This is a genomic window from Streptomyces populi, from assembly GCF_002911015.1.
GTDB lineage: Bacteria > Actinomycetota > Actinomycetes > Streptomycetales > Streptomycetaceae > Streptomyces > Streptomyces populi.
The window spans coordinates 1-25556 of sequence record NZ_KZ626954.1 but is presented as its reverse complement, the minus strand read 5'-3'; the positions used below and the strand labels follow the sequence as shown (position 1 = coordinate 25556).

The following is a 25556-nucleotide window of genomic DNA, read 5'->3' as shown; positions in this document are numbered from 1 at the left end:
ACCTTCTCACCGAGGCTGCATGGTCGGGGTGCTGGCCGATCGATCGGACACGTGTCCGGTCATCGTGATGTCAGCGATCGTAACGCTCAGGGGTGAACACGGGACAATCCCTGTGCGTACTCCCAGTTCGCGGCCCGCGCCTCATTCTCCGGGCCGCGCCCATGAGCGTACCTGGCCCCCGCACCAAGTCGACAGGCTGGCGTGACGCATTACGCATCCATGGAACGACTCATACCGTGTCCAGAGAACGCGCCGCCCCGACCGTGGCTCTTTCCAGGTCCTCGGAGGCTGAGCTGATACGGCGCGCGGAGTCGGCCACCTGACGGCCCAGACGCTCCGCTTCCAGGAAGACACGGACGGCAAGCACTCCGAGAACCGTGATTCCCAGGAAACCCGCGGCGATCGCAAACATCGGCCAGAACATGACGACGACCCTAGAGGGTGGAGTGCAGCCGCAGCGTGCGGACCCCGCCCCCGGTGAGGAGTTCGACGATGCGCTCCCCCGCGGGCTTGCGGACGGCCGAGCCGCACGCGGGGCAGGTGAAGGAGTAGAACGTCGTACGGCTGCTGGCGCCGATGGCCAGGCGCAGGGCGCCCGGCGTGAGCTCGAAACCGGCCCGGCAGTCGGGGCAGGCGGCCTTGAACATCACCTCGACCACCCGGCGCATCCCGGCGAAGGCCGTCCCCACCGACATCTCCGGCGTACCCGAGGACGACCCGGCCCGTCCCGGCGCTCCCGCCCGTCGCCCGGCCCCCGGCTTCTCGGGGGTACCCGGCCCTCCCTGCGCACCAGACATCGACGACGACCCCAAAGCCCTTGCTCCCGCCCCTCGTACGGTCAGTCCTGGACCCCGGCGAGCCCGTCCGGCCCGTCGTAGGCGGCGAGCGCCTCGCGGGCCGCGTTGCGGGCGCTGTCCGCGAGAGCCTGCGGCGAGACGATCCGGCCGTCACCGCCGAGACGCAGGGCCAGCCGCCGCAGCGAGGCGGGGTCGGGGGTCCGCAAGGTGATACGCAGCCCGCCGTCCGGCAGCTCATCCGCGCTGTCGTGCGGGTAGTACTCGGCGACCCAGCGCCCGCCGGGACCGACCTCGACGACCACCTCCGGGTCCTCGGCCGCGGGCTGGACGAGCCCCTCGGACAGGTCCCGCAGCTCGACCTCGGGGGGCGCGGACGGCTCGTCCATGATGCGGATCTCGGCCACCCGGTCGAGCCGGAAGGTGCGGCGCGCCTCCGAGCGGCGGCACCACGCCTCCACATAGGTGTGACCGACGCTGACCAGGCGGATCGGGTCGATCTCGCGTTCGCTCAGCTCGTCGCGCGCGGGCGAGTAGTAGCGGATCCACAGCCGGCGCCGCTCGGAGATCGCCCGGTCCACGTCGGCGAAGACGCCGCCCTCGGACTCGAAGGTCACCGACAGCCGGGAACTGGCACCCGCCGCCTCGCCCGAGGCGGCCTCCACCTTGGCGGTGGCCCGCAGCAGCGCCTGCCGGTCGCCCTCGCGCAGGCCGGGCAGGGTGGACACCGCGCGGGCGGCCACCAGCAGCGCGGTCGCCTCGTCGGCGGCGATCCGCAGCGGCGCGGCGACGTCGTCGGGGTTGTGCCACCAGATCCGGTCGCCGTCGGTGTCGATGTCGAGCAGATCCCCGCCGCGGAAGCTGGTCCCGCACAGCGGCAGCACGTCGAGGTCGGAGATCAGCTCGTCCTCGGTGATCCCGAAGGCGCGGGCGACGTCACCGACGCGGGCGCCGGGGCGCTCGCGCAGATACGTCACCAGGGAGAGCATCCGCCGGGTCTGGTCGATCGCGTTCGCGGGCCTGGCCGGTTTTCCTGCCACTTTCTTACTTTCCCCTCAGCCCTTGGCCACGGCACGCAGCCGGTCGACCACATCGGCCCGCAGTTCGGCGGGCTCCACGACCACCACGTCCGGCCCGAACTCGACGAGCCAGGCGTCCAGACCGTGTCCGTACGGAATCTCCAGCTCGTCCCAGCCGTCGCCCGCCTCCCGCACCGAGACGGCCTTGGCGCGCAGCGGGTAGCCCGCACCGGAACGCAGCCGGATCAGCGCCGAACGGTCGGCGGTCTCCCCCGCCCAGCTCGCCACCGTCTCCCGCACGGTGACGACGTCGGGGACCTCGGCGGTGTACCGGCCCGCCCGGGCCCGGACCTTGCCGGTGATCCGGGAGAGCCGGAAGACGCGCTCGGCACCGCGGTCGCGGTCGAAGCCCGCGAGGTACCAGTGGCCGCGCCAGCACTCCAGGGCCCAGGGCTCGACGTGCCGGGTCCCGGGCTGCGCGGCGTTGGCCTTGCGGTAGTCGAAGACGACCGGACGCCGGTCGCGGCAGGCGAGCATCAGGGGCTCGAAGGCGGCCTCGTGGACGGGGATGTGCGGCTCGAGGGCACCGTGGGAACCGTAGGGGTCCACGTCCTCGGGCAGTCCCGCGGCCCGCAGCTTCTGCAGCGCGCCGCTCGCGGCGCCCGCCAGCCGGGCCTGCTGCCAGACCTTGGCGGCCAGACCGAGGGCGGCGGCCTCCTCGGCGTCGAGGGTGATCGGCGGCAGGCGGTTGCTGTCGCGGCGGGCCAGGTAGCCGACCTCGCCGTCGAGGTTCTCCACCGTCTCGATGACCAGGCCGAGCTCGCGCAGGTCGTCCTTGTCCCGCTCGAACATCCGGTTGAAGCTGTCGTCGGAGCCCGCTTCCATGTAGGCCTCGATGGACTCGCGGAGTTCCCGCTTGCTGAGCGGCCGCCGCGTCCCGAGCAGACACAGTGCGAGGTTCATCAGCCGCTCGGCCTTGGCAATGGCCATCGACGCCCTTCCTATGGTGCTTCCGACCGATGACCGTACCGCTCCGGGGTGTCGCGGCAAAAGCCGAGGGCCCATGCCCGGACGGACATGGGCCCCAGAAGATCGGATCCAGGTCAGATCCGGTCCATCATGATCAGACCGCGATCAGGTCGACCACGAAGATCAGCGTCTCGCCGGCCTTGATCGCCGGGGTCGGGCTCTGGTCGCCGTAGGCGAGGTGGGCGGGGATGGTCAGCTGGCGACGGCCGCCGACCTTCATGCCCTGCACACCGCGGTCCCAGCCCTGGATGACACGGCCGGCACCGAGCGGGAACTTGAACGGGGCGCCCCGGTTCCAGCTCGCGTCGAACTCCTCACCCGTGCTGAACGACACACCCACGTAGTGCACCGTGACGCTCTGGCCCGCCTCGGCCACGGGGCCGTCGCCCTCCCAGATGTCCTTGATCTCAAGGTCCGCCGGCGGCTGGCCCTCGGGGAAATCGATCTCGGGCTTCTCGATGCTCACGTCTTCTGCTCCTGCTTGTGTATGTAAGGACAACACGGACACTCTCACATCCCCGGAGGGTTTACATCTTCGCCAGGATGTCGACCGAGAAGACGAGCGTGGAGTCCTTCTTGATGCTGCTGCCCTGCGGCGGGTTGTCGCCGTAGCCCAGGGCCGGCGGAATCACGATGAGCACACGGCTGCCCACCTTCTTGCCCGTCAGCCCCTGCGCCCAGCCCTTGACGACCTGCCCCAGCGAGAACGACGCCAGCTGGCCCCGCTTGTACGTCGAGTCGAACTCCTTGCCGCTGTCCCACAGCACACCCTCGTACTGCACCAGGACGCTGCTGTCCGCCTTGACCTCGGGACCGTCGCCCTCGATCACGTAGTTCGCCACGAGCTTCGTGGGAGCGTCCTTCTTCGGCACCGTGATCTTGGGGGCCTGGCCGTCCGTGTTGGTGCCGACCGTCGGCAGCGAAGCGTCCTTCTGCGGGACGTCCTTGCCCTTGGCGGAGCTCTTGGAGTTGAACGTGTCCTCGATGTCCACCACGAACACCAGCGTGTCGGTGCCCTTGATGCCCGCCTGCGCGTTGCCCTCCGAGCCGTAACCCCAGGTCGGCGGCACCGCCATCTCGACGCGGCTGCCCGCCTTCTTGCCGACCAGGCCGTAACGCCAGCCGTCGATGATCTGGCCCTGCGCCAGCTGGATCACCAGCGGCGTCCCCCGGTCGTAGGAGTTGTCGAAGACCTTCGCCGTGGACCAGATCTGCCCCAGGTAATTGGCCTGGATGTAGTCGTTCTCCGCGACCGTCTTCCCGTTGCCCGCGATCACCGTCCTGACCGCGAGGTCCTTCGACGGCTCCCCCGTGCCCTTGGCCACGGTCGGCTTCTCACCGAACTTCGTACCGGCCGTGATCGCCGGCACCGGGCCGTCGACGATCTTCGGCGGGGGCGGCGCGGAAGCCGCCGCCGACGCCGAGGGCGAGGGGGACTTACTGGACTTCGCCGAGCCTGAATCGCCGTCGTCACCGCATCCGGCGAGCGTGACCAGTCCAGCGGGTACGGAGAGAAGGAGTGAGCGTCGGCGCACGGTGAGGGCCTCGTATCGGTCGATCTTGGTTGATGGCGTGCGCGCAACTCTACGACGTGAGAAGGGCGCCGTACGGAAAACGTACGGCGCCCCGCGTTGCGTTCCACGTCACCCGCGGAACTCCCGGCTCACATTCCGGCGATGAGCTTCTCCACCCGGTCGTCCACCGAACGGAACGGGTCCTTGCACAACACCGTCCGCTGCGCCTGGTCGTTGAGCTTCAGATGGACCCAGTCGACGGTGAAGTCCCGCCGCTGCTCCTGGGCCCTGCGGATGAAGTCACCGCGCAGCCGGGCCCGAGTGGTCTGCGGCGGCACCGACTTGCCCTCGAAGATCTTCAAGTCGTTGCAGATCCGCGCGGCTTGCCCCTTCCTCTCCAGCAGGTAGTAGAGGCCACGACGACGGTGAATGTCGTGATATGCGAGGTCTATCTGTGCGACCCGCGGGTGCGACATGGTCATGTTGTGCTTCGCCCGGTACCGCTCGATGAGCTGGTACTTCATGACCCAGTCGATCTCCGTGCCGATCCGGTCGAGGTCCTCGGCCTCGATCGCGTCGAGCGTACGGCCCCACAGTTCGAGAACCTGTTCGACCGTCCCCGTGCGGATGCCGCGGCGCTCACAGAAATCCACGGCCTTCTCGTAGTACTCGCGCTGCACCTCCAGCGCGGAGGCCTCCCGGCCACTGGCCAGCCGCACCTTCCGACGGCCCGTGATGTCATGACTGACCTCGCGGATCGCCCGGATGGGGTTCTCCAGAGTCAGGTCCCGCATGACCGTGCCCGCCTCGATCATGCGCAGCACGAGGTCGGTGGCACCGACCTTGAGGAGCATCGTCGTCTCGGACATGTTCGAGTCACCGACGATGACGTGCAGACGGCGGTAACGCTCGGCGTCCGCGTGCGGCTCGTCCCGCGTGTTGATGATGGGCCGGGACCGGGTCGTCGCCGAACTGACACCCTCCCAGATGTGCTCGGCCCGCTGACTGACGCAGTACACCGCACCGCGCGGCGTCTGCAACACCTTCCCGGCACCGCACAGCAACTGCCGCGTGACCAGGAACGGGATCAGAATGTCCGCGAGCCGCGAGAACTCCCCGTGCCGGGCCACCAGATAGTTCTCGTGACACCCGTAGGAGTTGCCCGCCGAATCGGTGTTGTTCTTGAACAGATAGACGTCGCCCGCGATCCCTTCCTCGTGCAGGCGTCGTTCGGCGTCCACCAGAAGACCCTCGAGAATGCGCTCGCCGGCCTTGTCGTGGGTGACGAGTTCCGTCACGTTGTCACACTCGGGTGTCGCGTATTCCGGATGTGATCCCACGTCGAGATAAAGGCGGGCACCGTTCCGCAGAAAGACATTGCTGCTGCGGCCCCATGACACGACACGGCGGAAGAGGTACCGCGCCACCTCGTCGGGAGACAGCCGGCGCTGTCCCCTGAACGTACACGTGACGCCGTACTCGTTCTCCAGCCCGAAAATGCGGCGGTCCATGACTGAACATTACGCCCGATCCCCTGAGCTGAAACGGGGTTCGACAGCTCGATCTGGATCATTTTCCGGTGAAGCCGCAACAACCCCGCCCCTCCCGGCAGCCGCGAGGACCCGGCCCGTGGCCAGCAGAACCACCAGCGCGGCGGCACCCGCCGCCCCCGGAACGGCGAAGCCCCACCCCGCCCCGCCCCACTCGACCACCGGCCCCGCCACCCCCGTCCCCACCGACGCACCCACGGTGAACGTCGTCACGAGCCACGAGAAAGCCTCGGTGACCGTACCGGCCGGCGCGTGCCGGTCCACCAACACGAAGGCACACGCGATGCTCGGCGCCAGGAACACCCCGGCAAGAGTGGCCAGAGCCGTCATCGCGACCGGACCGGGCACCAGCACCAGCGGGACATAACACACCGCCAGAAGGGCCACCAGCACCCTCAGTCGCCGCTCCGGCGCCCCGCCCCACCGGCGCGCACCGTAGACCACACCGCCCAGCAGCGCGCCCAGCCCGACACCCGCCATCAGCCAGCCGTACACCACGTCCCCGCCGTGCGCGTCGGCGTACGACACCGCCGCGACCGTGATCGAACCGAGCGCCATCCCGATGAACAGGAACGCCCCCAGCAGGGCCAGCAGCCCCGGCGAACGCAGCGCACCCAGCCAGTGCGCCTCACGCGGCGCCGACCGCCAGGCACGCGAAGGCTCCGAGACCACCACGGAGAGGGCACCCAGGACACCGACGACCCCCAGGACCAGCAACGCCGCCTGCGCGGACCACAACGACACGCACAGCGTCACCAGCAACGGCCCGACGGTGAACATGACCTCCTGCGCCACCGCGTCCATCGCGTACGCCGTGTGCACCTGCTCCTCCTCCCCCAGCACGGAGGGCCACAACGCCCGCAGACCGCCCTCCAGAGGAGGCGTGAAGAGCCCGGCCACCACCATCGCGGCACAGGCCGGCGCCACCGGATCCGTCCCCGCCAGCGCGAAGACCCCCATGCCGAGGGCCGAGACGACCGCCGCCGGCAACTGCACCCGGGGCTGGCCGTACAGATCCACGAGCCGCCCGAGCACCGGCTGCCCGACCGCGTTGGCCACCCCGTACACGGCCGCCAGCACACCCGCCAGGCTGTACGTACCGCCCTCGGCCCGCACGAACAGCACCACGGCGATGGCCGCGGTGGCGTTCGGCAGCCGCCCCACCAGCGTCCCGACCAGCAGCCTCGCGGCGTGCCTCGCCCTGAGGATCTCCAGGTATCCCGCAGCCATGGCCTGCCCTTCCGGTGAGCGCGACGCCCAAGTGTTACGTATAACTTCTCCCTCCATACGTACCATGTGCGCTGACCCCGAGTCCACACGAAAGAGCAGGCCCACGGTGGCAAGAGGTAGCACCCGCCCCACCAGCCGGGACGTCGCCGAGGCCGCCGGGGTCTCCCAGGCAGCCGTCTCCCTCGTACTCGGCGACAAATGGCGCGGCCGCGTCTCCCCCACCACCGCCGAACGCGTCCGCCACGCCGCCCAGGAACTCGGCTACCGCCCCAACCTCGCCGCCCGCAACCTCCGCCTCGGCCGCACCCGCACCGTCCTCCTCGTCGTCCCCGCCCTCACCACCGAATTCTTCGCCGGCGTCTACACCGGCGCCGCCCGCGTCGCCGCACAACACGGCTTCGGAGTCGTCCTCTACCCCTCCCCCGAAGGCATCGGCCCCGCCCGCGACCCCTTCGGCTCCGCCCAGGCCGCCCTCGACGGCGTCATCGCCTCCTCCATGGCCGCCGACGCCCTCACCGCCATCCGCGGCGACCAGCTCCCCCTCGTCATGCTCGACAGCGACCCCACCGGCAGCCAGGGCGCCGCCACCGTCAACCTCGACATCGCCGACGGCGTACGCCAGGTCACCGACCACCTCCTGGAACTCGGCCACCGCCGCTTCCTCCACCTCGCCGCCGACATCCCCTCCTGGACCTTCGAGGTCCGCGCCCGCGAACTGGCCTCCCGCCTCTGCGAAACCCCCGGAACCAGCCTCCGCGCCACCCGCGCACCCATCTCCTTCGAAGACGCCCTCACCGCCACCCAGACCGCCCTCACCACCCCCGGCCCCCGCCCCACCGCCGTCATCTGCGACGACGACAAACTCGCCGCCGGCGCCTACAAAGCCGCCCGCCGCCTCGGCCTGCGCATCCCCGACGACATCTCCATCACCGGACTCGACGACCTCGCCCTCGCCCGAGCCCTCGACCCCGAACTCACCACCGTCCGCCTCGACGCCGAACGCTTCGGCGAACAAGGCATGAAAGCCCTCCTGGCCGTCCTGGACGGCCGCACACCCCCACAGGAAGACATCCCCGTCGAACTCGTCGTACGAGGCTCCACGGCCCCCCCGAGCGCCTAGGACAACCCTTCCCGCCACATGCGGAAGGGGCCGCACCGGTCTGCACCGGACGGCCCCCTCCACGTGAGCACCCGACGAGGGGTGCCCGGTCGAACCAAGACCTACTCCTCCTCGGCGTCCTCCGCCTCCGCAGCGGTCTCCGCACCCCCGGCCTCCAGCAACCGGGACAGCTGAGGACCCACGATCCGCTTGAACTTCCGCTGCTGCGGACGCGTCCGGTCCAGCACCGCGACCTCCAGCCGCTCCGCCGGAATCTCCCGCTCACCACCGTTCGGCTCCCGGGACAACGACTGGACAGCCAGCTTCAGCGCCTCGGCCAGCGACATCCCGTCCTCGTGCCGAGCGTCCAGATAGCTGCTGATCTGCTCGGCATTACCACCCACGGCGACCGAACCGTGCTCGTCCACGATCGAACCGTCGTGCGGCAACCGGTAGATCTGGTCACCGTCCGGCGTCTCGCCGACCTCCGCGACCACCAGCTCCACCTCGTACGGCTTCTCCGCCGCCGACGAGAAGATCGTGCCCAACGTCTGCGCGTACACGTTCGCCAGACCACGGGCGGTCACGTCGTCACGGTCGTACGTGTAGCCACGCAGGTCCGCGTAGCGCACACCGCCGATCCGCAGGTTCTCGTACTCGTTGTACTTACCGGCGGCCGCGAAACCGATCCGGTCATAGATCTCGCTGAACTTGTGCAGCGCACGGGACGGGTTCTCGCCGACGAACACGATGCCGTCGGCATACTGCAGCACGACCAGGCTGCGGCCACGGGCGATGCCCTTGCGGGCATACTCCGCCCGGTCCGCCATCGCCTGCTGGGGTGAGACATAGAACGGCGTCGACACCGGCTATCCGTCCCTTTCTGTCGAAGTCACTGGATCACCTGGGAGAGACGGACCGTCAGTACAGCGCGGCACGCGGACCGTCGGGCTGCTCGAGCCGCCGCTCCAGAATCACGCGGGCGATCTCGGACGACTCCTCGTCGGTGAGCCGGCGGAAACCGCTCTCGGTGATCACGGTGACGATCGGGTAGATCCGGCGCGCGACATCGGGACCACCGGTCGCCGAGTCGTCGTCCGCCGCGTCGTAGAGGGCCTGGATCACCAGCGTCGTGGCCTGGTCCTCCGTCAGATCCTTGGCGTAGAGCTTCTTCATGGCACCGCGCGCGAAGAGCGAGCCGGAACCCGTGGCCGCGTAGCCGTGCTCCTCGGAACGGCCGCCCGTGACGTCGTACGAGAAGATGCGGCCCCTGCCACGGTCCACGTCGTAGCCCGCGAAGAGGGGGACCACGGCGAGCCCCTGCATCGCCATGCCGAGGTTGGAACGGATCATCGTGGACAGGCGGTTCGCCTTGCCCTCCAGGGAGAGCTGCGCGCCCTCCACCTTCTCGAAGTGCTCCAGCTCCAGCTGGAACAGCTTCACCATCTCCACGGCCAGACCCGCCGTGCCGGCGATGCCCACCGCCGAGTACTCGTCGGCCGGGAACACCTTCTCGATGTCCCGCTGGGCGATGACGTTCCCCATCGTGGCCCGCCGGTCACCGGCGAGGACGACTCCTCCGGGGAACGTCACGGCCACGATGGTCGTGCCGTGCGGGGCCTCGATCACGCCCTGGACGGGCGGCAGTTGCCGCTTGCCCGGGAGCATCTCCGGCTGGTGCTCGGAGAGGAAGTCCATGAAGGACGACGACCCGGGCGTCAGGAAGGCAGCCGGTAGACGCCCGGTGCTACGAGTGTTGGCTTCCACGCGTTTCCTTCCAGGTAGTCGGCAGCTCGGTGTGCAGCTTCGGGGTCGTCCCTCAACAGACCGAGGCCTGAATTGCAGTTGAAGCACAGTACGCCTCGGACACTACCCGTCTTGTGGCAGTGATCCACCTGTGTGGCTGGTGCCGATAGGCAGATGCAACAGACGCCCCCTTGGGAGGCGATCAACTCGTCACGTTCGGCTTCAGTAAGGCCGTACTTCCGCTTGAAGTGGCTGGCCCTGTTGCGCTGCGCACGGCATGGGCGGCAGTAGCTCGCCCAGCCGTCCGACGTGGACTTGTTGTGTTCCCAGTCGGAGTGAGGCTTCGCTTCGCTGCACTGGGGGCACCGCTTGTACCCCAGCGGGACAGAGACCTTCTCGCGCACCTTTTTTCCCTTGGCCTCCTGGCGCTGCCGGTAGTACTCAGCGGAGCACTCTCGGCAGTACGCCTGGAGACCGTCGGGCATGGACTTGTTGCTTGCGAACGCCGCTCTCGGCAAGCCTTGCTTGCACCGCGAGCAGCGCCGCAACTCCAGCTCTTCGTTCACTCAGGGAGTCCCTAACTTCACCTTCGAATCAAAGGTGAAATCACTCTCCACCCTTCTGAACGAAGGACCGAACGAAGTCCTCGGCATTTTCCTCGAGGACATCGTCAATTTCGTCAAGAACCGAGTCGACATCGTCGCTCAGCTTTTCCTGGCGTTCCTTGAGGTCGTCGGTGCTCTTCGCGTCCTGCGACTGTTCCTCGACCTCCTCGGTGGAACGCGTCGCCTTCTGCTGTCCGCCGCCGGTGTCCTTGGTCGCCATAACCCTCACCCCGCTCGGTTCGACGTTCTTGATCAGACCCTACAAGCAGGGTCCGACATCGGCCCCGCAGTTGCCACAACGTACGGGGACCACCTCGATGATTCCCGTAACGCCGGGTGTTCCACCCTTTTCGGCGCGTGCCGTCCGGGGGGAAGTTCAGTTGCCCGAAAGGACCCTGACCAGGTCCTCCGCCGTGCGGCAGCGGTCCAGGAGTTCCTTGACGTGATTACGCGTTCCGCGAAGGGGCTCCAGGGTCGGGACGCGCTGGAGGGAGTCCCGGCCGGGCAGGTCGAAGATCACCGAGTCCCAGGAGGCCGCGGCCACGTCGTCCGCGTACTGTTCGAGGCAGCGGCCGCGGAAGTAGGCGCGGGTGTCCTCGGGCGGGGTCGTGCGGGCCCGCTCGACCTCGTTCTCGTCCAGGAGTCGCTTCATCTTGCCGCGGGCCGCCAGACGGTTGTAGAGGCCCTTGTCGGCGCGTACGTCGGCGTACTGGAGGTCGACCAGGTGCAGCCGGGCGGCGTCCCAGTCGAGGCCGTCGCGGCGGCGGTAGCCCTCCATGAGTTCGCGCTTGGCGACCCAGTCGAGTTCGCCGGCGAGGCTCATCGGGTCGTTCTCGAGGCGGTTCAGGGTGTCCTCCCAGCGCAGGAGGACGTCCTTGGTCTGTTCGTCCGCGTCGGCCCCGAAGCGCTCCTCGACGTACTTGCGGGAGAGTTCGAAGTACTCCATCTGCAGTTGTACGGCGGTGAGTGTGCGGCCGCTGCGGAGGGTGACGAGGCGCTTGAGGGTCGGGTCGTGGGAGATCTGGTGGAGGGTGCGTACGGGCTGGTCGACGGCCAGGTCGACGGCGATGAAGCCGTCCTCGATCATGGAGAGGACCAGGGCCGTCGTGCCGAGCTTGAGGTAGGTCGAGATCTCGGAGAGGTTCGCGTCGCCGATGATCACGTGGAGCCGGCGGTACTTCTCCGCGTCGGCGTGGGGTTCGTCGCGGGTGTTGATGATGGGGCGCTTGAGGGTGGTCTCCAGGCCGACCTCGACCTCGAAGTAGTCGGCGCGCTGGCTGAGCTGGAAGCCGTGTTCGTGTCCGTCCTGGCCGATGCCGACGCGGCCCGCTCCGGTGACGACCTGGCGGGAGACGAAGAACGGGGTGAGGTGGCGCACGATGTCCGAGAAGGCGGTTTCCCGCTTCATCAGGTAGTTCTCGTGCGTGCCGTAGGAGGCGCCCTTGTTGTCGGTGTTGTTCTTGTAGAGGTGGATCGGCTGGGCGCCGGGGAGCTGGGCTGCGCGTTCCGCGGCTTCGGCCATGATGCGTTCGCCGGCCTTGTCCCAGAGGACGGCGTCGCGGGGGTTGGTGACTTCGGGGGAGCTGTATTCCGGGTGTGCGTGGTCGACGTACAGCCGTGCTCCGTTGGTGAGGATGACATTGGCCAGGCCGATGTCCTCGTCGGTGAGCTGGCTGGCGTCGGCGGTCTCCCGGGCGAGGTCGAAGCCTCGCGCGTCCCGCAGCGGGTTCTCCTCCTCGAAGTCCCAGCGGGCGCGGCGCGCCCGGTGCATCGCCGCCGCGTAGGCGTTGACGATCTGGGACGAGGTGAGCATGGCATTGGCGTTGGGGTGACCGGGGACGGAGATCCCGTACTCCGTCTCGATGCCCATTACTCGCCGTACGGTCATGCGGCCCTCCTTGCCCGGCGGCGCCCTCGGTCGGGGGCGCTGCTCAAGTACCGCTGGCGCTCCGGTGCGTGTGCGGTGCCCGTCCCCGCACTGCGCGACTCGGCGGTACGAAAGAGCCTAGAACGCCTCTGCGCTGGTGGGGAGATCATTTGCGTCATTGCTGTGTTCCGGGGGTGGCCGGAAAAGCGGGCGGCTGCGGATACCCGTGGTGGGCACCCGCAGCCGCCCTGTCTTTTACAGGTATTGACCGGTGTTGGCCACCGTGTCGATGGAGCGTCCGGTGTCCGCGCCCTGCTTTCCGGTGATGAGGGTGCGGATGTAGACGATCCGTTCGCCCTTCTTTCCGGAGATGCGGGCCCAGTCGTCGGGGTTGGTGGTGTTGGGGAGGTCCTCGTTCTCCTTGAACTCGTCCACGCAGGCTTGGAGGAGGTGGGAGACGCGGAGGCCCTTCTGGCTGTGTTCGAGGAAGTCCTTGATGGCCATCTTCTTGGCGCGGCCGACGATGTTTTCGATCATGGCGCCGGAATTGAAGTCCTTGAAGTAGAGGACTTCCTTGTCGCCGTTGGCGTAGGTGACCTCCAGGAAGCGGTTCTCCTCGGATTCGGCGTACATCTGTTCCACGGCTGTCTGGATCATGCCGTGGACGGTTGCCGCCTTGTCGCCGCCGTGTTCTCCGACGTCCTCGGAGTGCAGGGGGAGGCGTTCGGTGAGGTACTTCTGGAAGATGTCCTTGGCCGCTTCGGCGTCCGGGCGTTCGATCTTGATCTTCACGTCGAGCCGGCCGGGGCGCAGGATGGCGGGGTCGATCATGTCCTCGCGGTTGGAGGCGCCGATGACCACGACGTTCTGCAGGCCTTCCACGCCGTCGATCTCGGCGAGGAGCTGGGGGACGATGGTGTTCTCCACGTCCGAGCTGACGCCGGATCCGCGGGTGCGGAAGAGGGATTCCATCTCGTCGAAGAAGACGATGACGGGGGTGCCCTCGCTGGCCTTCTCCCGGGCACGCTGGAAGACGAGGCGGATCTGCCGCTCGGTCTCGCCGACGTACTTGTTCAGGAGTTCGGGGCCCTTGATGTTGAGGAAGAAGCTCTTGCCGGTGGCCTGGCCGGTGACTTCGGCGACCTTTTTGGCCAGTGAGTTGGCCACGGCCTTGGCGATGAGCGTCTTGCCGCATCCGGGGGGTCCGTAGAGCAGGACGCCCTTGGGGGGCCGCAGTTCGTGTTCCTTGAAGAGGTCGGGGTAGAGGTACGGGAGCTCGACGGCGTCGCGGATCATCTCGATCTGGCCGCCCAGACCGCCGATCTGCTCGTAGCCGATGTCGGGGACCTCTTCGAGGACGAGTTCTTCGACCTCGCTCTTGGGGACGATCTCGTAGACGTAGCCGGATCGGGGTTCGAGGAGGAGGGCGTCTCCTGGACGGATGGTGACGTCCAGGAGTGGTTCGGCGAGCCGGACCACCCTTTCCTCGTCGGTGTGCCCCTGTACGAGGGCGCGCTCGCCGTCCTCGAGGATCTCCTTGAGGGTGACGATGTCGCCGACGCTCTCGTACTCCATGGCCTCGACCACGTTGAGGGCTTCGTTGAGCATCACTTCCTGGCCGCGCCTGAGCTCGTCGAGCTCGACGCTGGGGCTGACGTTCACGCGGAGTTTGCGGCCTCCGGTGAAGATGTCGGCGGTGCCGTCCTCGTTCGCCGTGAGGAAGACTCCGAAGCCGGCCGGCGGCTGCGCGAGCCGGTCGACTTCCTCCTTGAGGGCCACGATCTGGTCGCGGGCCTCACGGAGTGTGTTCGCCAGTCGTTCGTTCTGTGCGGACACGCCTGCCAGGTTGGTCTGCAGCTCGACGATCCGCTCTTCGAGAATCCTCGTGTGCCGCGGAGAGTCGGCGAGCTTGCGTCGCAGGACGGCGATCTCCTGCTCAAGGTAGGCAATCTGTCCGGCGGGGTCATCGGACCCTCGTCCCGGGCGGATGCCGCGGTTCATGTCGTCGTCGTGGGCTGCCACGGTCCTCACCTCCTCCAAGGGGAGCTGGACGCTTCCAGACCCTACCTGGGTGGGTGTCGATTGAAACCCCTAGATCACAAAGACTGTCGGGGTGTGTCCGATCTTCACCCTTGCGCTCTCCCTCACGCCAGGGGAATACCCACCGAACATGCTCGGGAAGCGGGCGGAGGTAGGGTCGAAGTGTTCAACACCCGTCAGAGCTGGCCCGATTCCCCAGTCTTCGGTCCGCTCGACGCAGAAAACGGCAGGAGAAATGACCGTGCAGCAGGAGGCCGGAGTCGGCGGCGAGGCGCTCGAGGTCTGGATCGACCAGGATCTCTGTACCGGCGACGGGATCTGTGTCCAGTACGCGCCCGAGGTGTTTGAGCTGGACATCGACGGTCTGGCGTACGTGAAGAGTGCCGAGGACGAGCTCTTGCAGGAGGTGGGTGCCACAACGCCCGTGCCCCTGCCGCTTCTGCGCGATGTGGTGGACTCGGCGAAGGAGTGTCCGGGGGACTGCATCCATGTCCGTCGTGTTTCGGACAAGGTCGAGGTCTACGGGCCCGACGCGGAGTGACCTTTCGGGCACCCCGCGTCATCCTGTGACGGGTTGCTCACACCCTCCGCGGTGCGGGGGGTGTTGTCTTTTGTTCGGGTCTCGCGCCGGGGGCGCGTTCAGGTGCCGTGTGCTTCGGACGGTGTCGAGCGGATGAACGCGCCGTTCTTCCACTGCCACTTGGCGCTCTCCTCGGTGTCCGGGCAGCAACTCGGTACGTCGATCGAGGAGTAGCCGAGGAGCGTGGCGGTGACGGCTCCGTCGCGCACCGCGAAGTCCGTGACGCTGAGCCGGTCCTTGGGGTCGACCAGGGTGGCCACGACCCTGGGTTTCCCGGCTCCCTCCGCCTGGACGAGGACGTAGACGCCGTCGGGCGGGGTGCCCGAGCCCGCGTCGCAGCGGACGACGGCCACGGTCTCGGGGCGGCCGTCGCCGTCCAGGTCTCCGGAGGCCTTCTTCTCCACGAGGGCCTTGGTGGGCCCGCAGACGATCGGGAAGTCCACGCCGGTGGGGTCGGGGGCTGCCGCGGGGGCCGGGGCGGCGGCCGCGGCCGTTTTCGGGCCGGTGCCGGGCTGGGCCGCTCTTGCCGGGTCGGGGTGGACGACGGAGGACAGTGCCACGACTCCGGCGATGGCGGTGGCCGTGGCGACCCACTGGATGGGGCTGGTCTGCGTGTGTGCCAGTTCCGGCACAACGGATTGCTGCACTGGGGGTGTCTCCCGCGAGGGCTGTGCCGGTGGGGTGGGTGTCCCGCATGGTGCCACACGTCACAGCGCGGTGGAACGGCGGGGTCCGGACTGGTGAGGAGTTCCGGCGGAGTTCGCGGGGTTGTTCCCGCGCGGCCCCGGTGGGGCCGTGGAGGGGTCCGTCGCGCGGCTCGGGGGCCGCTGGGAGGCCCGTGGCCCGGCCCGGGCGGGGGCGCCTCCGCCGGGTGGCCTGCGGCTGGGCTCCGGGCGGGCTGTCGCGGGTGCGTCCGTGGCCCGGGGCCGGTTCCTTTCCCGGGGCCCGTGCGGAGCTGCCGGGGCGGATCCCGAGGGGGCGTCTCCTGGCTGCCCGGCGGCTCGTGGGTGGTCTCCCGTGCGGTCGCCGGGGGTGGGGTGGGGTCGGTCCGCCGGTCGGGGTCCTGGGCGCGGCCGTGACCTGCCGGTGCTCGTGCGGGGGCCGGGGCGGGGCCGCCGACCGGCTCGTGGGCGGTCCGTCCGTGTGTTCGGTGGGGCCGCCTGTCGCGGCCCCGGCCGTCCGTGTGCGGGCTCGTGGTGGTGTGCCGGCGGAAAGCGCTGTGGCCGGGTCCTCGGGGTTTCCCGGGAACTCGGCCACAGTCGTGGTGCGTTGGGTGTGTCAGCGGGCGGTGCCGCCGTCGGCGTTCGGACCGGCGTAGTCCTCGCCGTACGCGCCCTTGGCGGGGCGGCGGCGGCGCATGGGCGGCTCGACGCCGTCCGCGAGGCGGCGGGCGGTGAGCAGGAAGCCGGTGTGGCCGATCATGCGGTGGTCCGGGCGGACGGCCAGGCCCTCGATGTGCCAGTTGCGGATCATCGATTCCCAGGCGGTCGGCTCGTTGAAGCAGCCCATCTCGCGGATCGACTCGACGGTGCGGGCTAGCTGGGTGGTGGTCGCCACGTAGCAGCAGAGGATGCCGCCGGGGACGAGCGCCTTGGAGACGGCCTCCAGGCATTCCCAGGGGGCGAGCATGTCGAGGATGACCCGGTCGACGTCGGTGTCGCTCAGGTTGTCCTGGAGGTCGCCGACGGTGAGCTGCCAGGCGGGGTGGGGTCCGCCGAAGTAGCGCTCCACGTTCTGCTGGGCGATCTCGGCGAAGTCCTCGCGGCGCTCGTAGGAGTGCAGCATGCCCTGGTCGCCGATGGCGCGCAGGAGGAAGCTGCTGAGCGAGCCGGAGCCGACCCCCGCTTCCACGACGCGGGCGCCGGGGAAGATGTCGGCGAAGGCCAGGATCTGCCCCGCGTCCTTGGGGTAGACCACGGCGGCGCCGCGGGGCATGGACAGGACGTAGTCGGGGAGCAGGGGGCGCAGCGCGAGGTAGGCGACGTTCCCCGTGGTGCGGACAACGCTGCCCTCGGGAGCGCCGATCAGTTCGTCGTGGGGGAAGGAACCCTTGTGGGTGTGGAAGTTCTTCCCGGCCTCGAGCGTGAACGTGTAGTGGCGGCCCTTGGGGTCGGTCAGCTGAACCTGGTCCCCGACCTTGAAGGGCCCGCGCCTGCGGGCGGCACCGGTCGGTTCGGACATGTGAACAGCCTACCGGTCCCCGGCGGGGCCGCCGACCACGGTCAGGAGGGGCGGGCCATGGCCTTGACGAAGGCGCGTTCCACGTCGGCGGCGGACAGGACGCCGTAGATCTCGCCGGAGTCCTCGACGACGAGGTATTCGGTGGCGGGGCTGGCGCGCAGGGCGTCGAGGAGGTCTTCTCCGGCGAGTTCGGCGGAGACGCGCATGCCGTCGGTGAGGTCCTGGGCGAGGCCGCTGACGGTGACCCAGGGGCGGCGGTGTTCGGGTACGCCGACGATGGCGGCCTCGCGGACGAGGGAGAGGGGTTCGCCGTCGGTGTCGACGACGACCAGGGCGCGGGCGCCGACGGCGTTGGCTCGGCGCAGTGCTTCGGAGAGGGGGGTGCCGGTCTCGACGGGGACGGCGCGGCGGGTGAGGGAGCGGGCGCGCAGTTCCGGCAGGTGTTCGCGCAGGCGGGCCATGCGGAGGCTGTTGCCGGCGCCGGTCCAGATGATCGCGGCGAGGATGGCGGCGAGGAGGGCGTCGGTGATGGTGTCCATGCCGCTGGTGTTCTCGGGGGCGGCGCCGAGTGTCTCGGACTGGGTGAGGAGGGGCAGTCCGATGAGTACGGAGACGGCGAGGGCGCGGCCGACCCAGGCGGCGGCGACGGTGCCGCTCATCGCTCTGCCGGTGATCTTCCAGACGACGGCGCGGAGCATCCGGCCGCCGTCGAGGGGCAGGCCCGGGAGCAGGTTGAAGGCGGCCACGATGAGGTTGGAGACCATCAGGCCGGCCAGCAGGACGCCGGGGACGGTGCCGGGCTCGACGGGCAGCATGGCGAGGTAGAAGAGGCCGGACAGGAGGAGGGAGAGGAGGGGGCCGACGAAGGCGAGGACGAATTCGCGGCCGGGGGTCTCGGCTTCTTTCTCGATCTCGGAGACGCCGCCGAAGAACTGGAGCTGGATGCGGCGGACGGGGAGTTTGAAGCGGAGGGCGGCGACGGTGTGGGCGAGTTCGTGGACGAGTACGGAGGCGTAGAAGGCGACGGCGAAGAAGAGGGAGACGAGGTAGCGGGCGGCGCCGAGGTCGGGCAGGACGCGGTCGAGCTGGCCGCCGAAGACCCAGGTGATGAGGGCGGCGACGAGGAACCAGCTGGGTGCGACGTAGACGGGTACGCCGAAGGGGCGGCCCATCAGGAGTCCGCCGCCGGGTTCCTTGGTGCGGCGTGGTGGCCGGTTTTTGCCGTTGTCCGTGCGGGCGTGGGTGCGGTGGGTGCCGGTGGGTCCGTCGTGGGTCTCGTTCCGGCTGTCGGAGGGTTCGGACGGTGGGGAGGGCTCGTGGTGGGACGGGGTCTTCTCGGCGGGTCCGGTGGTGGCGGGGGTCTTCGCCGACGGGTCCTGGGGGGCTCCGGTGCCGGGTGCGGGGTCGGCCGGGTCCGTCTCGGGTCCGGGCCGGTTCGGGGCCGTGGTGGTGTCCCCGTCCGGTGCGGGGGGCTCCGGCCGGGTCCGGGTGCCGGTGTCCGTGTCGGGGTGTGTTCCGGGCCGGGTGTCGTGATCGGGGGCCGTGGGCTTCGGCCCGGTGGTCTCGGGGCCGGTCGGTCCCGGGTGCGCGCCGAAGGCCGGGCCGGCGGAGGCCGGGGGCCTCTCGTGGTGCTCGGCCGCCTCGCCGGTGCCGGACCGCGGCTGCCCGCTCCCGCCGCTCTCGTCCACGATGTCCCCTCGTTCGAAGCGTCCCCGCTCCCGGTTCGTGCGGAGCGGGAGGGTCTGGGGTCGATGGTATGCGGCCGTCGCGGTGCGTTCCGCCCCGGCACCCCCTCTGTTTTCCGTGCCGTCGTGGCCGCCGGGGCCGGTTCGCTGTCGGTGACGGGCCGTATGGTCTGTTGTCATGGAAACCAGTGCCGGGGGTGCCGTCCCCGAAGAGGCGGCCGTGAGCGGCGGGGGTGTCGCCGGTGGTCCGGGTCCCGCGGTCGCGCGCCCGCCCGCCTCGCTGTCGCCCTCGCGTGCCAGTGACTTCATGCAGTGTCCGTTGTTGTACCGGTTCCGGGTGATCGACAAGTTGCCGGAGAAGCCGAGTGAGGCGGCGACCAGGGGGACCTTGGTGCACGCGGTTCTCGAGCGGCTCTTCGACGCGCCGGCCGCGGACCGGACCGCGCCGCGTGCCAAGTCGTTGGTTCCCGTGCAGTGGGACCGGTTGCGGGAGGCGAAGCCGGAGGTCGCGGAGCTGTTCGCGGACGATCCAGAGGGCGAGCGGCTCGCGCGCTGGCTCGGTGAGGCCGAGCGGCTGGTGGAGCGCTGGTTCACGCTGGAGGATCCGACGCGGCTGGAGCCGGCCGAGCGGGAGCTGTTCGTGGAGGCGCGGCTGGATTCGGGGCTGACCCTGCGCGGCATCATCGACCGGGTCGACGTGGCTCCGTCGGGTGAGGTCCGGATCGTCGACTACAAGACGGGGAAGGCGCCGCGGCCCGAGTACGCGGAGGGCGCCCTGTTCCAGATGAAGTTCTACGCGTTGGTGGTGTGGCGGCTGAAGGGGGTGGTCCCGCGCCGTCTTCAGCTCGTCTATCTGGGCAGTGGTGACGTGCTGACGTACGACCCCGAGATCGTGGATCTGGAGCGGGTCGAGCGCAAGCTGCTGGCGCTGTGGGAGGCGATCCGGGAGGCGACGGAGACGGGTGAGTGGCGGCCGCGTCCCACCAAGCTCTGCGGCTGGTGCGATCACCAGGCGGTGTGTCCGGAATTCGGTGGTACTCCCCCGGCATATCCGCTGCCGGTCAGGGCGCCCGGGTCGGTGCCTTCGGAGCAGGGCAGAATGGGGCCGGACTAGCGAAGGAGACTTACGTGGCCATCCGCGTCCTACTGGTCGACGACCAGCCGCTGCTGCGCACCGGCTTCCGGATGATTCTGGAGGCGGAGCCGGATCTCGCGGTCGTCGGCGAGGCCGGTGACGGTCTCCAGGCACTGGATCAGGTGCGTGCCCTGCAGCCCGATGTGGTTCTGATGGACATCCGTATGCCGCGGATGGACGGTGTGGAGGCGACGCGGCAGATCACCGGTCCGGGCCGGGACGGTCCGGCGAAGGTTCTGGTGCTGACGACGTTCGACCTCGACGAGTACGTGGTGGAGGCGCTTCGCGCGGGTGCCAGTGGTTTCCTCCTCAAGGACGCGCCGGCCAATGAGCTGGTGCAGGCGATCCGGGTGGTGGCCGCGGGCGAGGCGATGCTCGCGCCGAGCATCACGCGTCGGCTGCTGGACAAGTACGCGGGTCATCTTCCGTCCGGGGACGAGCCGGTTCCGGACACGTTGCACACGCTGACCGACCGTGAGGTCGAGGTGCTGAAGCTGGTGGCGCGCGGTCTGTCGAACGCGGAGATCGCGGCCGATCTGTTCGTCAGCGAGACCACGGTCAAGACGCATGTGGGGCATGTCCTGACGAAGCTGGGGCTGCGGGACCGGGTGCAGGCCGCGGTGTACGCGTACGAGAGCGGGCTGGTGCGTCCCGGGGCGCAGTAGGTCCGGTCGGCCGGTCCTGGTCCGGCCTGGGCAGCACGAAGGGCGCCCGTTCCGATGGGGAACGGGCGCCCTTTCGCGTGGGGCCGGGTGCGGTGCCCGGCCGGGTCTCGGGCCGCCTTGGGGCGTGTGCCGTGCGTGGGACCCGAAAGACCCGGGACCGTCGGGTCCCGGGTCGGGGCCGGGGCCTCAGGGCCCCGGGTGGGTGTGCTGGGTCACTCGCTGACGCCGCGGCTCAGCTCCCACAGCTGAAGGGTGGAGGACGAGTTGAGCGCCCACTCCGAGCCCGTGATGTCGTCGCGCGCGGCGATGTACTGCTTGCCCTGCCACAGCGGGATCACGGGGACGTCGCTGGCCACGATGTCCTGGATCTCGTTGAGGCTCCTGGACGCGGTGAGGCGGTCGGCCTCGCGGCGGGAGTCCGGGATCAGGTCGTTGCTGATCTTGGTGTTCAGGTACGGCGAGCCGAGGAAGTTGTCCTTGTCGAGGAACGGCGCCAGGTAGTTGTCGGCGTCGGGGAAGTCGGGGAACCAACCCATGCCGTAGACGTCGTAGTCGCCCTTCTGCTCGGCCGGGCGGAACTTGGACCAGGGCGTGCCCTGGATGCTGACGTTGAAGAGGCCGCTCTTGTTGAGCTGGCTCCTCAGGACCTGGAACTCCTGCGCGGTGACCGCACCGTAGTGGTCGGTCGTGTAGTGCAGGGTCAGCTTGACCGGGGTGGTGATGCCGGCCTTGGTCAGCAGGGACTGGGCCTTGCTGGTGCTGGGGTCGCCGTACTTGTTGAAGAACGCGTTGGCGTGGCCGGTGATGGTCGCCGGGACCAGCGAGTAGAGCGGCTGGGCCTGGGAGCCGTACACCTTGGAGATGAGCTCGCCGCGGTTGATGACCTGTGCCATGGCCTGGCGGACCGCGGTCGACTTCACCGACGGGGCGTTGGTGTTGAAGGCCAGGTAGCGGATTTCCAGGCCGGGCATCTCGTTCAGGTTGACGTTGCTGCCCGAGGCGCTGTCCAGCTTGTTGATCTGCTCGGGCGTCATCGAGCGGGTCATCAGGTCGATGTCGCCCTTGTCGAGGGCCGCCCCCATGGTGTCGGCGTCCGCGAAGGAGCGCAGCTCGACCTTGGAGTTCTTGACCTTCAGCTGTCCCTTGTAGTGGGAATTCTTCGTGAAGACGGCCTTGGTGACGGTGTCGTCACTGGCCTCGATCTTCACGGTGTACGGGCCGGAGCCGTCCACGGAGAAGCCGTCGCGCAGCTTGTTCTTCTCGTAGTCGCTCGGGTTCACGATGCCGGCGACCGGGGTCGACAGCTTGAACGGGAAGGTCGCGTCGGCGCTCTTGAGGTGGAAGATCACCTCGCGGTCGCCGCGGGTCTCGACGGTGTCGATGGTGGACAGCAGGGCGAACACACCACTGTCGGCCTTGATGGCCCTCGCACGGTCGATCGAGAACTTGACGTCCTTCGCGGTGATCGCGTCACCGTTGGAGAACTCCAGGCCCTCGCGCAGCGTGCACGAGTAGCGCTCGTTCCCGCTGTCGGTGAACCCGCACTCCTCGGCGGCCTCGGGCTGCGGATCGCCGTCACCTCGCGGCTGGACCATCAGCGTCTGCACGGTCTGGCGCAGCACGTTCCAGGTACCGACGTCGTAGGCGTACGCCGGGTCGAACGGTGCCGGGGCTTCCTTGGACGCGGTGAACTGGTCCGTGGTACCGACAACGATGGCATCGCCGCTGTCGCCCCCGCTGGCGGACCCGCCGCACGCGGCGAGCACTGGGGCGAGCAGGCCGACCACGGCCGGCAGCACCAAAGTCTTGCGGTTCATGCTCGTGTTTCTCCAGAGCTGTAGGTTCCGCGAACCGGCATGCAGGGGTGGCGCGGCGGGTCACGGGGTTACGGCGATGTTCTCGCGACGACATTAGTCCGCACCACATGATCAGCAGGCCGGTCTCGGAACCGTCTTCCGCTCACGCTGCGAAACGGGGCGTGGACGCACCGATAACCCGACACGGGAAGGAATTAGTGCAGGCTTTCACCAATCGGGACACAAGGGCACGCCCGGACCTCACGAACGGGTAACGGGGGCACAAGTTACCCCCGCTGTCGACCCTCTGTAACGTGGCGAACGTCACACGGCAAAATTGATTGAGGCATACCGGAATTCGTCGATCCGCCCCGTTATGGATTCCGGCAGGCCCTCGCCCGCGCTTACCACAGGAAGCCGCCGGGATTTCCCCCCGCATTCGGTGCTGCACGCCGGGTGACCGCCTGGACGACGTTCGGTGACGGATCAGTTCCCTTTTGTCATCAGACGATGCAGAAAAGGCAGGTCGACCTCTTCCAGGGAATTCACCACGGTGCGGCGGGCGGCGGGGGTGATGGGCGCGACCGAGGGCACGGCGATCACCTGGCAACCCGCGGCCTCGGCGGAGGCGACACCGGTCGAGGTGTCCTCGATGACGGCGCAGCGGCCCGGTTCGGCGCCGAGCCGGGCGGCGGCGAGGAGGTAGGGGTCGGGGAACGGCTTGGTCCGCTCCACCTCGTCGCCCGCGACGGTCAGCGCGAAGAAATGGGAGCCGATCGCGCCCAGGACCCGGTCGATGATCCGCCGGTGCGAGGCGGAGACCAGCGCGGTGGGGATCTCGTGCGCCGCGAGCTCGGCGAGCAGTCTGGCGGCGCCCGGCATCAGCGGCAGGGAGTGGCCGATGCGCTCCTCGAAACCGTCGTTGAGCAGCACGGACAGCTCGGGAAGGGTGATGTCGGCGCCGGTGGCCTCGATGAGGAATCCCGCGCTGCGGGTCATGGGGCCGCCGACGACCACATGGCGCCAGGACTCGTCCAGCGTGTGTCCGAGGGCCTCGAAGACCGCGACCTCCACGTCCCACCAGAAACCCTCGGTGTCCACCAGGGTTCCGTCCATGTCGAGGAGCACGGCTTGCAGGGCTGAGCCCTCGGCCGTACGGGTTCCGAGCGAGGGGACCGTACTGGTCATCCTGGCGCACCTCTCTTGAGGGACGATCAGGCCGGCCGCCCCCTTGTACGCCAGGGGACAACCGGCCTGCGATGGACCGACAAGTGTACGACTTATCCGATCAGTGTGCGTCGTGGCGCGTGCCGTGGCGCGCCGGGACCGTCACCGGGCGTTGAAGTACTTCGCCTCGGGGTGGTGGATGACGATGGCGTCGGTGGACTGCTCGGGGTGGAGCTGGAACTCCTCGGAGAGGTGGACGCCGATCCGCTCGGGTTCCAGGAGCTGCGCGATCTTGGCGCGGTCCTCCAGGTCCGGGCAGGCGCCGTAGCCGAGGGAGAAGCGGGCGCCGCGGTACTTGAGGGCGAACATGTCGTCGATGTCGGAGGGGTCCTCCCCCGCGAAGCCCAGTTCGGAGCGGACGCGGGCGTGCCAGTACTCGGCGAGGGCCTCGGCGAGCTGGACGGACAGGCCGTGCAGTTCGAGGTAGTCGCGGTAGGAGTTGGCCTCGAAGAGCTTGGCGGTCTCCTCGCCGATGCGGGAGCCGACGGTGACGACCTGCAGGCCCACGACGTCGGTCTCGCCGGATTCCTCGGGGCGGAAGAAGTCGGCCAGGCACAGCCGGCGGCCGCGGCTCTGGCGGGGGAAGGTGAAGCGGGTGCGCTCGTTGCCCCGCTCGTCCAGGATGATCAGGTCGTCGTCCTTGGACACGCACGGGAAGTAGCCGTAGACCACGGCGGCTTCCAGCAGGTTGTCCCGCTGGAGCCGGTCCAGCAGTCCGCGCAGCCGCGGACGGCCCTCGGTCTCGACGAGTTCCTCGTACGTCGGGCCGTCACCGGCGCGGGCCTGCTTGAGGCCCCACTGCCCCTTGAACAGGGCGCCCTCGTCCAGCCAGGAGGCGTACTCCTTGAGCTGGATGCCCTTGATGACGCGGGTGCCGCTGAAGGGGGCCTTCGGGACGGGGTTGTCGGTGGCGACGTCGGAGCGGACGTGGCCCTCCTGCGGGCGTTCCTCGGTCTCCACGGCGGTCGCGGTCGCGCGCACCCGGCGCTGCTTGAGTTCGGGCAGGGCCGCGCCGGGCACGCCGCGCTTGACGCCGATCAGGGCGTCCATCAGGCGCAGGCCCTCGAAGGCGTCGCGGGCGTAGCGGACCTCGCCCTGGTAGATCTCGTGCAGGTCCTGCTCGACGTAGGCGCGAGTGAGGGCGGCGCCGCCGAGGATGACGGGGTAGTCGGCGGACAGGCCCCGCTGGTTGAGCTCCTCCAAGTTCTCCTTCATGATCACCGTGGACTTGACCAGCAGCCCCGACATGCCGATCACGTCGGCCCTGTGCTCGGCGGCGGCGTCCAGGATCGCGGAGACCGGCTGCTTGATGCCGAGGTTGACGACGTTGTAGCCGTTGTTGGACAAGATGATGTCCACGAGGTTCTTGCCGATGTCGTGGACGTCGCCGCGGACCGTGGCGAGCACGATGGTGCCCTTGCCCTCCGCGTCCGACTTCTCCATGTGCGGCTCGAGGTGGGCGACGGCCGACTTCATGACCTCGGCGGACTGGAGCACGAACGGCAGCTGCATCTGGCCCGAACCGAACAGCTCACCGACCACCTTCATCCCGTCCAGCAGCGTCTCGTTGACGATGTCGAGGGCGGAGCGGTCCTGCAACGCGGTGTCCAGGTCCTGTGCGAGGCCGTTCTTCTCGCCGTCGATGATCCGCCGCTTGAGCCGCTCCTCCAGCGGGAGCGCGGCCAGCTCCTCGGCCTTGCCGGCCTTGAGCGACTTGGTGGTGGCGCCCTCGAACAGGGCCATCAGCTTCTGCAGCGGGTCGTAGCCCTCGGCACGCCGGTCGTAGATCAGATC

Annotated in this window: 24 protein-coding genes; 4 read left to right on the top strand and 20 right to left on the bottom strand. The window is 69.0% G+C overall.

Annotated features, from left to right (window positions below; all coding sequences use genetic code 11):
* Positions 1-229 precede the first annotated feature (229 nt).
* The 8 genes from CW362_RS35665 to CW362_RS35630 all read right to left on the bottom strand — a co-directional run bounded on the left by CW362_RS35665 (position 230) and on the right by CW362_RS35630 (position 7136).
* Complete coding sequence (locus CW362_RS35665) at positions 230-424, bottom strand: hypothetical protein (protein ID WP_103553754.1); 195 nt, start codon at positions 422-424, stop codon at positions 230-232.
* A gap of 10 nt (positions 425-434) precedes the next feature.
* Entirely contained in the window at positions 435-695 is a 261-nt protein-coding gene (locus CW362_RS35660; protein ID WP_103553753.1) for a hypothetical protein, read from the bottom strand.
* 143 nt (positions 696-838) lie between these two features.
* Positions 839-1834, bottom strand: coding sequence for a helix-turn-helix transcriptional regulator (locus tag CW362_RS35655; RefSeq protein WP_103553752.1), 996 nt, complete (start codon positions 1832-1834; stop codon positions 839-841).
* Between the two features lie 15 nt (positions 1835-1849).
* Positions 1850-2803: a helix-turn-helix transcriptional regulator gene (locus tag CW362_RS35650; protein WP_103553751.1), complete on the bottom strand. Its 954-nt coding sequence runs from the start codon at positions 2801-2803 to the stop codon at positions 1850-1852.
* A gap of 133 nt (positions 2804-2936) precedes the next feature.
* Positions 2937-3308 carry an FKBP-type peptidyl-prolyl cis-trans isomerase gene (locus CW362_RS35645; protein ID WP_103553750.1) on the bottom strand — a complete coding sequence of 124 codons (372 nt, stop codon included), beginning with the start codon at positions 3306-3308 and terminating at the stop codon, positions 2937-2939.
* Between the two features lie 61 nt (positions 3309-3369).
* Positions 3370-4377, bottom strand: a complete 1008-nt coding sequence (locus tag CW362_RS35640; protein WP_103553749.1) for an FKBP-type peptidyl-prolyl cis-trans isomerase — start codon at positions 4375-4377, stop codon at positions 3370-3372.
* 128 nt (positions 4378-4505) lie between these two features.
* The gene (gene pafA / locus CW362_RS35635) at positions 4506-5867 is read right to left on the bottom strand and encodes a Pup--protein ligase (RefSeq protein ID WP_007499792.1); all 1362 of its coding nucleotides are present in this window, start codon (positions 5865-5867) and stop codon (positions 4506-4508) included.
* Between the two features lie 9 nt (positions 5868-5876).
* Complete coding sequence (locus CW362_RS35630) at positions 5877-7136, bottom strand: MFS transporter (protein WP_103553748.1); 1260 nt, start codon at positions 7134-7136, stop codon at positions 5877-5879.
* 106 nt (positions 7137-7242) lie between these two features.
* On the opposite strand from CW362_RS35630, the gene CW362_RS35625 reads away from it, so the two are divergent.
* Positions 7243-8256 (top strand): LacI family DNA-binding transcriptional regulator, encoded by a 1014-nt coding sequence (locus CW362_RS35625; RefSeq protein WP_162684337.1) that lies wholly within the window; start codon positions 7243-7245, stop codon positions 8254-8256.
* A gap of 101 nt (positions 8257-8357) precedes the next feature.
* Here CW362_RS35625 and prcA read toward each other — a convergent pair whose 3' ends face one another.
* The 6 genes from prcA to arc form a co-directional block, all read right to left on the bottom strand.
* Positions 8358-9101, bottom strand: coding sequence for a proteasome subunit alpha (gene prcA / locus CW362_RS35620; protein WP_103553746.1), 744 nt, complete (start codon positions 9099-9101; stop codon positions 8358-8360).
* A 55-nt stretch (positions 9102-9156) separates the two neighbouring features.
* Positions 9157-10002, bottom strand: coding sequence for a proteasome subunit beta (prcB, locus tag CW362_RS35615; protein WP_103553745.1), 846 nt, complete (start codon positions 10000-10002; stop codon positions 9157-9159).
* Complete coding sequence (locus tag CW362_RS35610; RefSeq protein ID WP_103553755.1) at positions 9954-10466, bottom strand: endonuclease VII domain-containing protein; 513 nt, start codon at positions 10464-10466, stop codon at positions 9954-9956. Before CW362_RS35610 ends, prcB begins: the two co-directional genes overlap by 49 nt.
* 121 nt (positions 10467-10587) lie before the next feature.
* A complete protein-coding gene (locus CW362_RS35605; protein WP_103553744.1) occupies positions 10588-10806 on the bottom strand; it encodes a ubiquitin-like protein Pup in 219 nt (72 codons plus the stop codon).
* Between the two features lie 156 nt (positions 10807-10962).
* Positions 10963-12474: a depupylase/deamidase Dop gene (gene dop / locus CW362_RS35600; protein ID WP_338069094.1), complete on the bottom strand. Its 1512-nt coding sequence runs from the start codon at positions 12472-12474 to the stop codon at positions 10963-10965.
* A 234-nt stretch (positions 12475-12708) separates the two neighbouring features.
* Positions 12709-14475, bottom strand: coding sequence for a proteasome ATPase (gene arc, locus CW362_RS35595; RefSeq protein ID WP_103553742.1), 1767 nt, complete (start codon positions 14473-14475; stop codon positions 12709-12711).
* Positions 14476-14728: 253 nt separating this feature from the next.
* Between arc and CW362_RS35585 the strand changes: the two genes are divergently transcribed.
* On the top strand, positions 14729-15034 hold the full coding sequence (locus CW362_RS35585) for a ferredoxin (RefSeq protein ID WP_103553741.1): 306 nt from the start codon (positions 14729-14731) through the stop codon (positions 15032-15034).
* Between the two features lie 98 nt (positions 15035-15132).
* On the opposite strand, the gene CW362_RS35580 is transcribed toward CW362_RS35585, so the two are convergent.
* The 3 genes from CW362_RS35580 to CW362_RS35570 form a co-directional block, all read right to left on the bottom strand.
* Positions 15133-15720 (bottom strand): hypothetical protein, encoded by a 588-nt coding sequence (locus tag CW362_RS35580; RefSeq protein ID WP_103553740.1) that lies wholly within the window; start codon positions 15718-15720, stop codon positions 15133-15135.
* 631 nt (positions 15721-16351) lie between these two features.
* Entirely contained in the window at positions 16352-17254 is a 903-nt protein-coding gene (locus CW362_RS35575) for a tRNA (adenine-N1)-methyltransferase (RefSeq protein ID WP_103553739.1), read from the bottom strand.
* 41 nt (positions 17255-17295) lie between these two features.
* A complete protein-coding gene (locus CW362_RS35570; RefSeq protein ID WP_103553738.1) occupies positions 17296-18942 on the bottom strand; it encodes a site-2 protease family protein in 1647 nt (548 codons plus the stop codon).
* Positions 18943-19117: 175 nt separating this feature from the next.
* On the opposite strand from CW362_RS35570, the gene CW362_RS35565 reads away from it, so the two are divergent.
* Both CW362_RS35565 and CW362_RS35560 read left to right on the top strand, forming a co-directional pair.
* Positions 19118-20053 carry a RecB family exonuclease gene (locus CW362_RS35565; RefSeq protein WP_103553737.1) on the top strand — a complete coding sequence of 312 codons (936 nt, stop codon included), beginning with the start codon at positions 19118-19120 and terminating at the stop codon, positions 20051-20053.
* Positions 20054-20067: 14 nt separating this feature from the next.
* Entirely contained in the window at positions 20068-20739 is a 672-nt protein-coding gene (locus CW362_RS35560) for a response regulator (protein ID WP_037628456.1), read from the top strand.
* A gap of 212 nt (positions 20740-20951) precedes the next feature.
* Here CW362_RS35560 and CW362_RS35555 read toward each other — a convergent pair whose 3' ends face one another.
* From CW362_RS35555 to CW362_RS35545, 3 genes are all read right to left on the bottom strand, one after another.
* Positions 20952-22556, bottom strand: a complete 1605-nt coding sequence (locus CW362_RS35555; protein ID WP_103553736.1) for an ABC transporter substrate-binding protein — start codon at positions 22554-22556, stop codon at positions 20952-20954.
* A gap of 465 nt (positions 22557-23021) precedes the next feature.
* Positions 23022-23723 carry an HAD family hydrolase gene (locus tag CW362_RS35550; RefSeq protein ID WP_103553735.1) on the bottom strand — a complete coding sequence of 234 codons (702 nt, stop codon included), beginning with the start codon at positions 23721-23723 and terminating at the stop codon, positions 23022-23024.
* Positions 23724-23864: 141 nt separating this feature from the next.
* A partial coding sequence (locus CW362_RS35545; RefSeq protein WP_206301157.1) for a vitamin B12 dependent-methionine synthase activation domain-containing protein occupies positions 23865-25556 on the bottom strand: 1692 nt, incomplete at its 5' end.